General features: G+C 68.1%; 11 protein-coding genes and 1 pseudogene. 9 read left to right on the forward strand and 3 right to left on the reverse strand.

The genetic code is table 11. The features are described from left to right. From ACYUD3_RS37995 to ACYUD3_RS38005, 3 genes are all read left to right on the forward strand, one after another. Window positions 1-343: N-6 DNA methylase (locus ACYUD3_RS37995; RefSeq protein ID WP_470980905.1), on the forward strand; the 343-nt coding region annotated here is incomplete at its 5' end. Further along, window positions 336-1,610 carry a restriction endonuclease subunit S gene (locus ACYUD3_RS38000; RefSeq protein WP_470980908.1) on the forward strand — a complete coding sequence of 425 codons (1,275 nt, stop codon included), beginning with the start codon at window positions 336-338 and terminating at the stop codon, window positions 1,608-1,610. The genes ACYUD3_RS37995 and ACYUD3_RS38000, both read left to right, overlap by 8 nt. A 3-nt stretch (window positions 1,611-1,613) precedes the next feature. Beyond that, on the forward strand, window positions 1,614-4,691 hold the full coding sequence (locus ACYUD3_RS38005; protein ID WP_470980910.1) for a type I restriction endonuclease subunit R: 3,078 nt from the start codon (window positions 1,614-1,616) through the stop codon (window positions 4,689-4,691). Window positions 4,692-5,335: 644 nt separating this feature from the next. Here ACYUD3_RS38005 and ACYUD3_RS38010 read toward each other — a convergent pair. From ACYUD3_RS38010 to ACYUD3_RS38020, 3 genes and pseudogenes are all read right to left on the reverse strand, one after another. Continuing rightward, window positions 5,336-6,556: pseudogene (locus ACYUD3_RS38010) on the reverse strand (tyrosine-type recombinase/integrase); the annotation flags it as partial. 11 nt (window positions 6,557-6,567) lie between these two features. Continuing rightward, window positions 6,568-6,870: a helix-turn-helix domain-containing protein gene (locus tag ACYUD3_RS38015; protein WP_470980913.1), complete on the reverse strand. Its 303-nt coding sequence runs from the start codon at window positions 6,868-6,870 to the stop codon at window positions 6,568-6,570. 140 nt (window positions 6,871-7,010) lie between these two features. Next, entirely contained in the window at window positions 7,011-7,574 is a 564-nt protein-coding gene (locus ACYUD3_RS38020) for a helix-turn-helix domain-containing protein (RefSeq protein ID WP_470980916.1), read from the reverse strand. A 269-nt stretch (window positions 7,575-7,843) separates the two neighbouring features. Between ACYUD3_RS38020 and ACYUD3_RS38025 the strand changes: the two genes are divergently transcribed. The 6 genes from ACYUD3_RS38025 to ACYUD3_RS38050 all read left to right on the forward strand — a co-directional run bounded on the left by ACYUD3_RS38025 (window position 7,844) and on the right by ACYUD3_RS38050 (window position 14,821). Further along, window positions 7,844-9,379 (forward strand): DnaB-like helicase N-terminal domain-containing protein, encoded by a 1,536-nt coding sequence (locus tag ACYUD3_RS38025; RefSeq protein ID WP_470980918.1) that lies wholly within the window; start codon window positions 7,844-7,846, stop codon window positions 9,377-9,379. Between the two features lie 255 nt (window positions 9,380-9,634). Beyond that, window positions 9,635-10,471: a DUF2637 domain-containing protein gene (locus tag ACYUD3_RS38030; protein WP_470980921.1), complete on the forward strand. Its 837-nt coding sequence runs from the start codon at window positions 9,635-9,637 to the stop codon at window positions 10,469-10,471. A gap of 111 nt (window positions 10,472-10,582) precedes the next feature. Continuing rightward, window positions 10,583-11,209 (forward strand): plasmid mobilization protein, encoded by a 627-nt coding sequence (locus ACYUD3_RS38035; protein WP_470980925.1) that lies wholly within the window; start codon window positions 10,583-10,585, stop codon window positions 11,207-11,209. Next, window positions 11,206-12,888, forward strand: a complete 1,683-nt coding sequence (locus ACYUD3_RS38040; protein WP_470980927.1) for a relaxase/mobilization nuclease domain-containing protein — start codon at window positions 11,206-11,208, stop codon at window positions 12,886-12,888. The genes ACYUD3_RS38035 and ACYUD3_RS38040 overlap by 4 nt, the downstream gene beginning before the upstream one ends. 189 nt (window positions 12,889-13,077) lie before the next feature. Beyond that, on the forward strand, window positions 13,078-13,626 hold the full coding sequence (locus ACYUD3_RS38045) for a hypothetical protein (RefSeq protein ID WP_470980930.1): 549 nt from the start codon (window positions 13,078-13,080) through the stop codon (window positions 13,624-13,626). Window positions 13,627-13,795: 169 nt separating this feature from the next. Then, complete coding sequence (locus ACYUD3_RS38050; RefSeq protein WP_470980932.1) at window positions 13,796-14,821, forward strand: NAD-dependent epimerase/dehydratase family protein; 1,026 nt, start codon at window positions 13,796-13,798, stop codon at window positions 14,819-14,821. Window positions 14,822-14,832 lie beyond the last annotated feature (11 nt).

Here is a 14,832-nt window from a genome sequence, read left to right on the forward strand (position 1 = left end):
CGGGGGCCTCGCTCGTTGCGCTTCGCCGACCGTCACCCGATCGGTAGCCAACTCGAAGAAGCTCACTGACGTAAACATCACCGACATCGTGACCGCCTACCACTCGGGCTCCGACAGCGACGGAGCGGCTGGCTTCTCGGCACGGTTTGTCCCCTCCACGGAGATCGTGGCGAACGGGTACGACCTCAACATCGGCCGCTACATCAAGCAGGCCGCTGCCGAGCAGGAAGACCTCGGCACCCTCATCGACGCCTACAACATCGCCCGGGCCGAGCGGCAAAAGACCGAGCAGCGCATGCTCGCGGTCCTCTCTGCCGCAGGGATCGAGGGCTTCGATGAGTGACTGGCAGCAGATCACCCTCGGTGACCTTGAGAGTCCTGTGCGGGGCAAGGCAGCCGTTCCGCCGCAGGGATCGAGGGCTTCGATGAGTGACGGTTATCCGCTTCGTCCACTCGGGGAGGTAATGCGCCTCGACATCCAGCGCACACCGATGAAGCCTGCAACTACCTACCGCCTAGCCGGGGTCCTGAATGCAGGAAAGGGGGTTGTCGCTAAAGGCGAACTCGACGGAGGAGATACAGAGTACGCGGCAATGAATGTACTGCGCGTTGACCAGGTCGTGATGCGAAAACTGACCGCGTGGGAAGGTCCGATCACCGTAGTACCTGTCGAGTTCGATGGATTCGTCGTCAGCAACGAGTTCCCGACGTTCACGCTTGGCCCAGAAGTGATGCCCGACTGGATGAGGCACGTCTGTCGCTCGCCGCGACTGTGGGCAGAAATGAAGAACCGAGTGAGCGGGACAGTTCAACGGCGCAAGCGTCTCAACCCAGAGCAACTCTTGCAGATCCAACTACCGATCCCACCCTGTGCGGTACAAGCACGGATCGTCGAGATGCTCGATGCGGTCGACGACCAGATCACCGCGCTCGACACCGAGGCCGACGCCTTGTGCAAGGTCGAGTCGGGCCTCCGGCGCGACCTCTTCAGCAAGCTCGAAGTGCCCACGGTCCCAGCGGGCGAAAAGTTCGAGATGCGGCTCGGGCGGCAGAAGTCAGCCCGGCAGTCTGTCGGTGACCACGTACACCCGTACCTACGTGCGGCCAACATCGGTGTTGGAACGCTCGACCTGAGCGATCTGAAGACTATGAACTTCGAGCCTCGGGAGCAGGAGAAGTACGCGGTGCTCCCTGACGACGTTCTCTTGGTCGAAGGCGGGTCGGTCGGCCAGGCGGCACTCTGGGCGGGCGAGGTGGACGGGTTCCTCGGCTTCGACAAGCACGTCATCCGCATCCGGGCACGAGAGGGCGTCTCGACACCGGAGTACGCACTCCAGTGGTGTCACTGGGCGCGCGAAACTGGTCAGTTTGCAGGGCAGGCCACCGGTATCACTATCAAGGCGCTCGGCTTTTCCCGCGCTAGCAGCATGGGCGTTCCTGACCTCCCCACCGCGCAGCAAGCAAAGTTGACTGGCTCCCTGGCCGCAGCCGCCGAGCAGGTAGCCGCGACACGCGCGGAGACCGACCGCCTTCGTCAGGTCCGTGCGGGACTGCTGTCAGGGTTGTTGGATCGGACCATCGACATCGAGTCTGCCGAGTTGGGGGTCTGAGCCGTGGCAAAGGGCATACGGGAGCGCGAGTTCCAGAACTCCATGATCCAGTGGTCCCTCCCGATGGGATGGGGCTACACAGCGGGCAGGTCGCTGCCGCGTGAGACGACGCAAACGGTGCTCGCGGGCGAGCTGCGGGATGCCATCGTCCGGCTCAACCCTGAGGTGATCGACGGGTTCGACGTGGACACCGTGGTCGAGGAGATCATCGCCACGGTCAACGCCGTCGAAGGCGGGCTGGTGCGAGCCAACGAACAGGTACTGGAACTGCTGCGCGGGCACAAGGAGTTCCGGGGCGCCGACGGCGTGTGGCACGCCTTGAAGGTCATCGACTTCGAGGACCCGACCACCAACACCCTGGTCGTGTCGGACGAGGTGACCATAGCCATCCCCGGCAAGACCCCCCGCCGGTTCGATCTCGTGTACTGGGCCAATGGCCTGCCCCTCGTTGTCGTAGAGGTGAAGTCACCGACCGCTAAGTCCGGGTGGGCCGACGCCGCACGCGAGATCAACGACGTGTACGCCACCGAATACCCGTGGTTCTTCACCCCCAATGTCTTCGCTGTCGCCTCCGACGGGCTGAAGCTGCGGTTCGGTGCCGCTGGTGCACCCCTGAACCTGTGGCAGCCGTTCCGGTCCACTGACGATGACGAGAACCTGTCCGGGCGGGCCGACGTACAGCGCTCCGTCGAGCTTCTGCTCAACCCGGCCACGGTCCTGGACATGCTCGCCAACTTCATCCTGTTCGACACCTCTGGAGGCGGAGCGGATAAAAAGTACCTGCCCCGCTACCCACAGATGGAGGCCGCCCATCTGATCCACAGGCGGGTCCTGGCCGACGGCAAGAAGGGTCTGGTCTGGCACCACCAAGGCAGCGGGAAGACTCTGCTGATGGTGTTCGCCGCCTCGCTGCTACTGGCTGACACCCGCACCGAGTCGCCCACGATCATCCTGCTCTCGGACCGGACCCAGCTCGTGCGGCAAACCTCCGGGGTATTCACCTCCGCGATGGGCGACGCCTACTTCCACCAGCCCTCCACCAGCAAGGAGTTGCGTTCCCTGCTGGCTGACGATGTGCGCGGCGTCATCTCCACGACCGTCCACAAGTTCGCCGACGCCGGCAAGAACCTGTCGACCCGCCGCAACATCATCGTGCTGGTCGATGAGGCACACCGCACCCAGTCATCGGAAGAAGAGTCCCTGGCCGGGCAGATGCGCGCAGCACTGCCGCACGCGAAGTTCTTCGGCATGACCGGCACACCCATCAGGAACCTCACCACCAACACCTTCGCCCTCTTCGGCGAGGAGACCGACCCGGACAGGGTGCTGCACCGGTATTCGGTGTCGCGGTCCCTTCAGGACGAGGCAACCGTTCCAGTCATGCTGGACCCGCACCCGGTCACCTTCGAGATGAACGACCGGGCCCTACAAGCCGAGTTCGACCAGTTCGCCGACGAATTCGATCTCGACGACCCCGACCGTGAAACCTTGTCCCGCAAGTTCGGGCGCCTCACCTCGGTGTTCGCCAACCCCGAACGCATCCACACGGTCTGCCAGGACATCGTGGACCACTACCTGGCCGGCACCTATCGCAACGGCCTCAAGGCGCAGGTCGTCGCCTACAACCGTGAGCTGGCCGTCGCATACACGGACAAGATCAACGAGCTGCTGGCCGGCTACGAGGCGTCGCAGGTACTCGCCGAGGTCGGCAAGCACGATCGGATCACCGCAGAGGTGAACATCCACGTCTCGGACGCCAAGGCCGAGGAAGCGGCCATGCGGCAGTACCGGCTCTCCGAGGTCGACGAGGAGGACCAGAAGCGGCGATTCCTCACCCCGGATGACCCGCTGTGCTTCCTCGTCGTGACGGCCAAGCTGATGACTGGGTTCGATGCCCCCAACGAGGGCGTCCTCTACCTGGACAAGCCGCTGAAGGCGCACAACCTGTTCCAGACAATCACCCGCCCGAACCGCACCTGGGTGTCCCCGGCCGGATTCGTGAAGACCACCGGCGTGGTCGTGGACTACATCAGCCTGGCCGAAGAGGTCCAGCGCGCCGTCGTCAACCCCACCTCGGAGGGGTCCGCCGGCAAGGGCGGCGGGTTCGTCACCGACCTGACCGACCTGGTCGCCGAGTTCCGCACCACCTTCGCCCACACCGAAGACCTCCTCGCAGATGTGGACGGCCTTGACCTCACGGCCCACGGATACGAGTCCGTACGTGTCATCAACGGCTTCCTGGACGCCAACCCTGACGCCGCCGAGGTCTTCAGCAAGAACTACCGTCTTCTGGCCCGCCTGTACCCGCTCATCAACACGGACAAGCGGGTCGCCAAGTACCAGGACGGGTTCGGGCTCTTCGGGTCTGCGTACACGACCCTGTTCAAAAAGTCCTCCGACGAGGAAAGGAAGGAACGACTGGGCGAGCTGGGACCGATGGTCCTGGAGATAATCAACGCCCACGTCCACTCCTTCTCGGTGGCCGCCTCCCAGGAAGAAGCCCTCGTCCTCGACGCCCAGGGCATCACGATCCTCAAGGAGCTGCTGGCCCTTGTTCGTCCCAAGCCCGACAAGAATGACGGCGAGGACAAGAGGCCGCCGTCTGCGGCGGAGATCCTGGACCACATCAAGGCAGCCCTTGAGAAGGGCGTCGAACCGGGGTCCGCGAAGTACACCGCCCTGGCAGAGCGGATCAGGCAGCTACGGGACCGGATCATCCAGAACGCCCAGGACGCCTTGGAGTTCCTGGCCGAAGCACTCCGGGTCGCCCGTGCCATCGTGAACGCCGAGAAGCACCCCGACGAAGCCGTCGTGCTGGACGACGACCACGTGGGTGTCCTGTCGCGGATCATCCACGACCACGCGCCGCCCGGCCTCACCGTCACGGAGCAGAACCTGGCCGAGGAGATCGACCAAGTGGTCAAGCGCACCCTCGCCCAGTCATGGGACAACGCCGAGGCCCGCAACCGCGGCGTCCGCCGCGCCACCGCCGCAGTCTTCCGCCGGTACATGTTGAAGCCGGTGGGAGAGCCCTACGGCTCCACCGTCGCCTACGTCGAAGCTCACTATCTCGTCGACTGATGTGTGCTCTGAAGCCCGGCAACTTGTGGCAGTTGCCGGGCTCCATCGCGCAACTCGATCCCTGAACGAGTCATCAGACCGCACCTGAAGGTGAGTCAGTAGCTGCCGATGTCTCCGTACCTTTCCGGGCTCCTCGCGCGGTCCACGGCCTGTGCACAAGCCTCGCCAAACGCAGCGACGACGGCGTCCTGGTCCGTGCCGCGGACTTGGGTCTCGACCTCTTGGCCGGGGCGCCGCGTGGTGTGCCACCGGACCGGAAGGTCGGTGTAGAGATCGGTCTCGAACTCCCAGGCCAGTAGGGACCATTGCTCAGGGCGGCCGATGTTGAGCCGCTCGCCGCCGGGCAGGAACACGGCGTGGGCGTGATGAATGGGCCGGCGGTCGGGAATCCGATCGCGGATAGCCCGGATACCGCCAGGTCCCTCGTGCTCCCACCGGGGCCGGTCCCACTTCTCCACGTGCGCAGGCTTGCCAGGGTGATCGGCACCCCACTGGGAGGCCACGGCCTGGGCGTGCTTGTTGTGAAGGAACGGAACGTACCGCCCGCCGAGACAGGCCACGTAGACATCCGGACCCGCTGGTACGGGGCTCTGACTCAAGCCGGGCACGGGACCTCCAGGTGCAGACGGGAATTGGTGCGGGGTCGAACCCCAGATCAGGGCGCCGACCTTCGCAGCGGTCTGCTGGAGCACGGGACTGGTGAGGTGCTGGTACCGGCGGCGCATCCGGGCGGACTTGCCGGGCTCCCAGCCCATGATCCGATCGACGACCGTGTCGGGGACACCGAGGAGGAGCAGCACAGTGGCCGCGGTGTGACGCGCATCGTGGAGTCGGCCGTCGCGGACGCCAGCCGCCTTCAGCAGGTCCTTCCACCGGTGGAAGTCGGTGTTGGGGTTGAGGGGTTCGCCGATCGGCGACGAGAAGACGTAGCCCTTCTCCTCCCACAGGTCGCGAGCAAGCGCGCGCTCACGGTCCTGCTCCTCCTTGTGCTGGCGAAGCAGCTTCAGCAGTTCCTCGGGCACACCGATCGGGCGCTTACCAGCACGGGTCTTGGTGTCCTTCGTCTCACGCCGGGTGTTGATCTTCTGTGGGCAGTATCCGGGCTTACGGCCGCACTTTCCGCCGCAGCCGTGCTGGTAACGGGGCCGCAGTCGGCCTCGGCGCACAAGGATGACACCCACCTCGAAGTCGACGTCCTCCCACTTGAGGCCGAGGACCTCGCCCTGGCGCAAACCAAGCGCGAGCGCGATGACCCAGCGGGCGGTGTTGCGCTGCTTTTCCGCTTCGGCGAGGAGGCTCTGGACCTCCTCCAGGGTGTACGGCTCGACCTCTTCCTCTTCGAGCTTGGGCGCCTTGGCTACCGAGGCCGGGTTGGTGACGATGTGGCGGCGGCGGACGGCCTGGTTCAGCGCCGTCTTGAGCGTGCGGTGTACCTGATGGGCGGTGCCAGCCGCGCTGCCGTTCACCTGCATCTTCTGGTAGAGGCGCTCCAGGTGCTCGGGTTCCAGCTTCTCCAGGCGGTGGGCGCCGATGCCTGGTACGAGGTGGTGGTAGACCGCGACGCGGTAGCCGTCGATGGTGTTCTCGCCGACGCTGGGTGCAGCGATGTTCTCCACCCAGTGGGTCAGCCACGTCTCGACGGTCCAGGTCTGGCCGGCCTTGCGGACACCGGTGGTGTCGCGCTGCCGTTCCAATTCACGTACGACCTTGGTGGCTTCGGCGCGCGTCTTGCGGCTGACGTGGCGGCGATCCGGGGTGCCGTCGTCTTTGACGCCGACGGTGACGCGGCCGTGCCAGCGGCCGTCCTTGCCGAGGTAGATGGTCGAAGCACCATTGGGCTGACGGGAGTTCTTAGGGTTGGTCATGTACGCCCTCCTCAAGCCGCGCTAGCGAAGCCGTCGCGGCTGAGGCGACGTTGGAGGAAGTCGTTCACCGCCTCGACCGGGACTCGGCGCAGCCGTCCGACCTTCGCGGAGGGGATCTCGCCGGAGGAGATGTACTTGTACAGCGTGGTGCGGCCGACACCCATGCGGCGAGCGGCCTCGGCGACCGTGAGGCCGACGAGGGTGGTGTCGCCCTGGTCACCTCCGCGCGCGACTATGAACGCGCGGAGGGAGTCCTCGGGAACGTCGAGGAGCTGGGCGATCTGGGCGAGATACGGGGAGACGTTCTGGGGCAAGGGGGCTCCTTGACCGGCAGGCTAGGGCGGCAACCCAGGCAGCAGTGCCGGATGTTTCGTTAGGTATGGCGGTTGTGGGACTGCGGGAGCGCAGAAGGGGCGTCGGTGATCCAAGCGCCGAAGTGACCGTGGCGGAGCGGCTACTGAGTCGGCGGCTGTTCGGTCTCGTCGGCCGGATACATCCGGTCGGGGCCGAGCCAGCTCTGGAGCTTTGAGCGCGAGCCGCGATAGTGGCGGAAGTCGTCACCGGAGGCGACCTCAAGTTCGTGCATGAGCATGACCTTGACCAGGTCCGCCTGGTCGGGGTGTGCCTTCGCGTAGTCGTCGAGTTCGGCCATGATCCGGTCCTGGGCCTTTCCCAGGGCGCGCCACTCTTTCCACTTCTCGACGTACTCGCCGACAAGCCGTCTGACCTGTGCGTTCATCAGCTGGCCGGGCGGACTGGTCAGCTCGTCGAGGGGCAGGTCGAAGACCTTGCAGAAGCCTAGCGCCTCGTCGAGGTTGACCCTGCGGCGCGGTTTTCCGCTCTCGATCCGCCAGATCGCGGACTGGTTGATCGGGTGGCCGGCCTTGGTCATCTCCTCGGCGAGTTTCGCCGTGCTCCAGGCACGGACCTCGCGCTCCGTCCGGATGCGCTCGGCCACATGGTTCTCAGGCTCCGGCCGGTCGGTTCCGGCGCGGGCCGCGCCGTCTTCGTCGCCCATCGTTCCCACCTCCTCTCGCTCGGGGCCCCACGGGACAGCCGTGGGCGATGACGAATAGCTAACACTAATCCTATCTGCATCGCAAGTCATTCCCATTTGAATCGTTGCTGGTACTGTTGGGGCTACCCCTGAACGAGGGTGGACACGAAGAAGCCCCCGGCGCGTGCAGCACCGGGGGCGAAGCAGAAACCCCACAACCGCCATACCTAACGATTCGACCGGCTGGACCGGGGTTGCCGCCCCATATGGCCTGCCGGGTGAGGAGTTCTATGCCCCAGAGTACGGCCCACCCGCCCCAGGCGCCATCCCGCTACGAGGACAGCCCCGCGTCAGATCAGGACGGGCAGCTGGAACCCCCGTTCAACGTGGATGCCGAGCAGGCGGTGCTCGGTGCCTGCATGCACAAGGCGGAGATCATCGACTTGGTCCGCCCGGTCCTGGGGGACGACGCCTTCTACCGGCCCGCGCACGAGACCATCTGGCGCGCACTCCGCGCCCAGCACGGCGAGGGCAGGCCGACCGATCCGATCGTCCTCACGGAGCGGCTCCAGGAGCAGGGAGACCTGCGGCGTGTCGGCGGTCCCACCTACCTGCATCAGCTCGCGAACGCGCTCTACGGCACCGGCAACGCGGAGTACCACGCGGAGATCATCCGCAGGAAGGCCGACCTGCGCCGACTGCTGGCCTCCGCCGTGCGGACCGTCCAGCGTGCCCAGGAGCCGGGCGCCGACCCGGACGAGATACGCGGTGAGATCGAAGCGACGGTCCGCGCCGAACGCGAGCGCGCGCTCGCCTCGGGGCAGGGGCGCCTGTCCCGCTTCGCCGTCGACGGGTGGGTCTTCGTCAGGGAGACCGGCGCCAACGCCGAGCCTCTCTGGGGAACGCGCGAGAAGACCGTCTGGGCGCCGGGCGAGAGCCTGATGATCGTCGGCGCTCCGGGGGTCGGCAAGACCACCCTGGCCCATCAGGTGGTCTTCGCCCGCCTCGGCCTCCAGGAGACGGTCTTGGAGATGCCGGTCGCCCCCAGCAGGCGGGTGCTCTACCTGGCCATGGACCGGCCCAAGCAGATCGCCAAGGCCATGGGCCGCCGGGTCTTCGACACCGACGAGAAGATCCTGCGCGACCGGCTCGTCGTCTGGCAGGGCCCGCTGCCCGCCACCCTCGACAAGGAGCCCGACCTCCTCGCCGACCTCGCCGCCGCCCACCAGGCCGACACCATCGTGATCGACAGCCTCAAGGACGCGGTCGGCACGATGGTCGACGACAGCCTCGCCGTCGCCTTCCACAACGCCCGCATGCGCGCCCTGCGAGACGGCGTGGAGATCATGGAGCTGCACCACCAGCGCAAGGCCACCGCGGACGCGCCACGCGGCCAGCGCCCCAGCCTGGACCAGGTCTACGGCTCGACCTGGATCACCGCAGGCGCGGGCAGCGTCCTGTTCATCACCGGCCGGGCAGGCGACCCCGCCGTCACCCTCCACCACCTCAAGACCCCCACCGGGGAGCTCGGCCCGCTCGACGTCACCCACGACCACGTGCGCGGCACCAGCACGGTCGACCCCACCAAGGACCCCGCCATCCTGCTCCGCAACGCCCCGAACGGGCTGACCGCCCGAGAGCTGGCAGCCGTCCTGACCGGCGGGGGCGACCCGGAACGCGCCGACGTGGAGAAGGCACGACGCCACCTGGCCCGCCTCGTCGACAGCGGCCTGGCCACCAAGGCCGACGGAATCGCCGGAGGAGCCGGAGGCGGACAGCAGACCCGCTACTACGCCTCCGCACGCCACCTCACCGCCGTCGGCTGAGCCCCCTCCGCGCCCTCGCGAAGCGATCACGCGACCGTACACGCGGCCCTCACGCGAGCATCCCGCAGTGAACCGCTCACAGCGTGCACGCCCACCACGAAATCGCAGGTCAGACGATCACGCGGGCGTCCACGCCGTACACGCGCCCGAGCGTTCACGCGCGGGGCCCCCTTTAGAAGGGGGCCCGCGTGTACGCCCCCGCCGTGAACGCCCCTCACCGCCTATCCCCACCGCACCATCCCTGGAGCGCCCGCCTTGCCCTCCCCCACCCCGACAGCCCCGATAGCCCCGGCTGCCCTGCGCGGTAGCCGCAGCGTCCGCGTCGGTATCGTCCTGCTCGCCGCCGTCGCCTTCGCCCTCTCCTACGACGCCCTGCGCCAGATGGCCGTCGCCGGCCACGTGCGCGGCCTGCTCACCTACCTCTTCCCTCTCGTGATCGACGGCTTCATCGCCATCGGCATCGTCGCCCTGCTCCTCCTGCGCACCGCCCCGGTGCGCTCCCGCCTGTACGTGTGGACGCTCGTCGGCGCGGCCACCGGCACCAGCATCTCCGCCAACGTCGTCCACGCCGTCGGCCTCAACGAGGGAACCCGCCTCCATCTCGGCAACGCCACCGTCGGCGCGCTCTCCGCCATCGCCCCGCTCGCCCTCGCCGGCGCCGTCCACCTCTACCTCGTCATCAACCGCCACCTCGGCACCAGCGGCACACCAGCCTCCCCCGCCACGCCACTCCCCGAGGCCGCCACGCCATCGGAAAACCGCCCGATCCGCCACGAGCAGGCGCACGACGCCACCACGACGCCCTCCGCCAAGGCGGGCAACGCGCCCACGCCCGAGGCGAAACCCGCCACCGCCATGGCGCCAGCCGCCAAGAAGCCGCCCGGGACGAGCCCGCGCAACCGCACCGTCCCCGACGGAGAACTGCTGGCCACGGCCCGCGCCATAGCCGCCAAAACCGGCGAAGTCCCCCGCCCCGCCTTGGAGAAGGCGGTCAGGGCCAAGGGTTACACGATCAGCAAGGACGACGCCCAGAAGGCCGCCGCCACCGTCCGGGCGGAACTGAACGCCGCCAAGAGCGCCATCACCCTCTGAACGCCCAGCAGAACACCGGTACTCCGCCGGTACCTGGCACAGCCACTCCTGCCGAGGCCGCTCCCCACAACCGCCCGTGGCCCCACGCCCGACCCCATGGAGACAGGTCCCATGCACCACGAACACCACGATCCACGCAGTACCGCATCCGAAACCCCAGCCCCGAACAGCCGAGCAAGTTGGAGGTTCGGACACTCCCCCGCAGGGGGAGCGCCCTCACCCGGCCCCGCCCCGGGGGCGGCGGGGCTCGTCCAGCACCAGGGGGCGCCGGACGGGAAAGCCGCGACCGAGGGCGGACCGCAGCCAGGAAAGGCCGGCCGCAAGCGCCGGACCAAGGTCAAGGGGAGGGCGCGTCCGCGTGAGAAGAAGCAGCGTCCCGCCCAGAGTGTCCGCCTCAGCGATCACGAACACGCCATCATCCAGGACGGCGCCGACGCCGTCGGCATGAGCCTGGCCGGGTTCCTCGCCCACTCCGCACTGGCCGCCGCCCGCGACCAGTCCCGCACCGCCGCCACCATCGCTACCGAACGCGACGTCCTCACCGAGCTGTTCGCCATGCGCCGTCAGCTCGGCTGGGCCGGCAGCAACCTCAACCAGGCAGCCAAGGCCCTCAACTCCGGCGGCGATGTGCCCCACTTCAAAGAGGTGGTCGCCGACATCCACCGCGCGGCCGACGCCGTGAAGAAAGCCGTCGACCGGGTCGCCCACCGACAGGAACAGGAGGGTGAGGCGGCGTGATCCCCAGCATCCACAAACAAGGCAGCAGCACCCTCGGACTGCTCCGCTACCTCTACGGCAAAGGCACCCGCGAGGAACACGTCGACCCCCACCTGGTCGCCTCCTTCGACCACATGACCCCCGACCCCGGCCGCGACCCCCACGCCGCCAAGAAAGACCTCGCCCACCTCCTCGACCAGCCCCTCCACCTGCTCGACGCAGACCAGCGGCCCTCGAAGCACGTGTGGCACTGCTCGGTACGCGCCGCCCCCGACGACCCGGTCCTCAGCGACGAGCAGTGGGCCGACATCGCCCGCCGCACCATCGCGGCCACCGGCATCGACCCCGGCGACGGCGCGGGCTGCCGCTGGGCCGCCGTCCGCCACGCCGACGACCACATCCACATCATCGCCACCCTCGTCCGCGAGGACGGCCGCCGCCCCGACCACCACCGCTCCGGCCAACGCGCCCAGGCCGAAGCCCGCCGCATCGAAGCCGACTACAACCTCCACCGCGTCGCCCCCGGCGACGCCACCGCCGCCAAGCGCACCACCAGCGCCGAGCGGCACAAGGCCCAACGCCAGGGCCGCGAGCGCGCCGCGCGCGAGGAACTGCGCGAGACCGTCCGCCGCGCCGTCGCCGGCGCCGCCTCCACGGAGGAGTTCCTCGGCCGCCTCAAGGACGCCGGACTCCTCGTACGAACCAAAGTGCTGCCCTCCGGCGACCTCAAGGGCTACACAGTCGCCCTGCCCGACGACCGCAACAGGCAGAAAGAGCCGGTCCACTACGCCGGATCAACCCTCGCCCCCGACCTGTCCCTGCCCCGCATCCAGGAACGCTTCACCATCAGTTCCCCACCCGCGGAACGGTCCACCCCGCCCTCTCTGCCCGCCACCGCACGGCGCACCACCGCCCACGCGGCCTGGACGGCACTGCTCGTCCTCGACCACACCGACGACGACGGCGCGGCAGCCGCGCAGATCGCCGCCACCGGCGAAGTCCTCGACGCCCTCGCCAAGACCTCCGCCGCCCACACCCGCAGCGAACTGCGCCAGGCGGCCTGGGAGTTCGAGCGGGCCGCCCGCTCCCACACCCGAGCCGAGTTCCGCCACGCACAGGACCTGCGCCGGGCAGCCCGCGACCTCGTCCACAGCGGACCCGCCCTCGGCCGCGGCGAAGACGGAGCCGGCACCGCCATGCTCCTGGACACGCTGGTCTTCCTCGCCCTCGCCGCCGCCCACTGGCACGCCCAGCGTCGGCACGCCCAGCAGGCCGAGGCCGCCCGCCGGACCGCCGCCCACCTCCGGGCCGCCTACCGGCAGGCAGCCGCCGAACCCCTCACCGCGCTCCGCGAACGTGGCCGCCGAATCGCCCCGTCCCTGCGCCGCCACCACACCACCACCATGCGCGCCGCCCTGCCCGAACTCGCCAAGACCATCCTGGCCGAACCCGGCTGGAACGCCCTGGCCGCCACCCTCGCCGACATCGAACGCGCCGGCCACAACCCCCACACCCTGCTCACCGAGGCCGCCACCCGCCGGGAACTGGACACCGCCGACTCCATCAGCGACGTCCTCGTCTGGCGCCTACGCCGCACAGCCGACCTCCCCGCCTACACCCAGGCCACCCGCATCACGGACCACCAAGCCATGACACCGCGCCTCGCCACGCCTGCGACACCACGCGCACCACGCCGCTGATGCCACCACATGCACGATGCACGACGGGCCCCGACGGTTCTCCCAGCAGGGCCCGACACGTACCTGTGTCGACAGCCAGCAGCTACCCCACGTTCAGAGGTCGTCAACCTCTTTCAGTCGTAAGCGTTCAGCGGTCAACTCCGTTCACCTGAAGCGGAGATGAGCACAGCCAGACCTACGGTTCTCTCTATGCCGGAGGTCGAGTACAAGAGCAGCGGCGTTCCCCTGGAGAACTACCAGCTCACCCGGAGGGACCACCGAAACCAGGAGAGGCGCGAAGAATCCTGCAAGCAGGCTGAGGAACGGGCCAAAGAGGCTCGGGCAAGGGAGAGGGCCGATCCCGAGATCACCAGGCGCAAGCACGAGGCATTCAGGCAGGTATGGGAGTTGATGCAGAAGTTCAAGAAGCAAGAGCACGAGATCATGCGGTGGCGGGTGCGCCTCTACTGCGGGCACATCACTGAAACCCGCCGGCACTGGGAGGTCGCCACGCTCACGACGTACGACTCGATGCAGTGCCCCGAATGCGGGAAGGACGCCTCGATGATCGTGGCCTACGAGCCCATCGGCCTTGCCGCCGAGCCACCTCCACCCGTTCCTCCAGCCCAGGCGCCCCCTCCCTCACCACAACCAGTGAAGAAGCCCACCCACGCCCAACTCGAACGCCGCATAGCCGCCCTAGAAGAAGAGAACTTGCGCCTTCGGTCTCAAGGAAGCACGGATGATCAAGATTTCTGACTGTCTGGCCGCAAGCGCTTCGCCACCAGGAGCAAGTCCCCACCGGCGTTCAGGAAGCGTCAGGAGCCTCGTCGACAGCCTTCGCCAGATGAGCGTCGATCAGGGCTGATCGTAGGAGCGAGAGCTGGCCCCCTTCTCCCGGCCCTTGGCGGAGGGCAGGATCTTGGTCATGAGGATTCTGGTCATGGGCGGTACGTGGTTCCTGGGCAAGGGCGTCGTGGAGGAGGCTCTGCGTCGCGGTTGGGACGTGACAGCGTTCAACCGTGGTCGGTCCGGGCAGGACGTGCCGGGGGTGCGCTCGGTCCGGGGTGACCGCACCGAGGTGGCGGATCTCAACCGGCTTGTCGGCGAAGGACCTTGGGACGCCGTCATCGACACGTCCAGTTCCGAGTTCGCGCCGCGCGACGTGCGTCTGGCCGCGCAAGCCCTGCGGGACGCGACCTCCCGGTGGGTACACGTCTCCACCGTGTCGGTGTACGCGGGGTGGCCGCACCAGGCCCTGACCGAGTCGTCCGAGGTGTTGGAGTGCCCGGCGGACGCGGACGCGTCGTTCGGGTACACCGGCGCCGATGGTTCGCCGACCAAGTACGGGTTCCAGAAGGCCGGTGGGGAGCGGGCGATCAGTGAGGCGTTCGGGGAGCGGGCGGTGTTTCTGCGGCCGGGGATCATTCTCGGGCCGGGTGAGTACGTGGGGCGGTTGCCGTGGTGGCTGAACCGGGCTGCCCGTGGTGGGCCAGTGCTCGCTCCGGCCCCGGCCGCGCGGGTCATCCAGCCGGTCGACGTGCGTGATGTCGCCGCGTTCGCCGTGGATCAGGCGGCTGCCGCGACCGGCGGCGCCTACAACGTGGCCCACCCCCAGGGGCTGAGCTTCGAGGACTTCCTGCTCGCCTGCCTCGACGTCACCAAATCGAACGGCCAACTGGTGTGGGTCGAGCCGGAGACGCTCGTCGAGCACGCGGTTCGGCAGTGGACCGAACTGCCTCTGTGGCGTACGCATGCGGGGGCGTGGTCGGTGGACGCCGGCCGGGCTGCGGCGGCCGGGCTGCGGTGCCGTCCGCTCACCGAGACGATCGCGGACACCTGGGCGTGGCTGCGGGCCGACGGCCGACCCGTGGAGCATCCCCGCTGGGCGGAGCACGGGCTCGCGCCCGAGAAGGAGGCCGAGATCCTCGCCACCTTGGCCTCCGCACCGTGAGACTGATCCGC

Source organism: Streptomyces sp. AMJ-169, assembly GCF_055597585.1.

Bases quoted from the DNA above. Each gene is read 5' to 3' on its own strand.
- ACYUD3_RS38025 (WP_470980918.1), top strand. From the start codon at position 7,844: ATGCCCCAGAGTACGGCCCACCCGCCCCAGGCGCCATCCCGCTACGAG.
- ACYUD3_RS38045 (WP_470980930.1), top strand. From the start codon at position 13,078: ATGCCGGAGGTCGAGTACAAGAGCAGCGGCGTTCCCCTGGAGAACTAC.
- ACYUD3_RS38000 (WP_470980908.1), top strand. From the start codon at position 336: ATGAGTGACTGGCAGCAGATCACCCTCGGTGACCTTGAGAGTCCTGTG.
- ACYUD3_RS38050 (WP_470980932.1), top strand. From the start codon at position 13,796: ATGAGGATTCTGGTCATGGGCGGTACGTGGTTCCTGGGCAAGGGCGTC.
- ACYUD3_RS38035 (WP_470980925.1), top strand. From the start codon at position 10,583: ATGCACCACGAACACCACGATCCACGCAGTACCGCATCCGAAACCCCA.
- ACYUD3_RS38020 (WP_470980916.1), bottom strand. From the start codon at position 7,574: ATGGGCGACGAAGACGGCGCGGCCCGCGCCGGAACCGACCGGCCGGAG.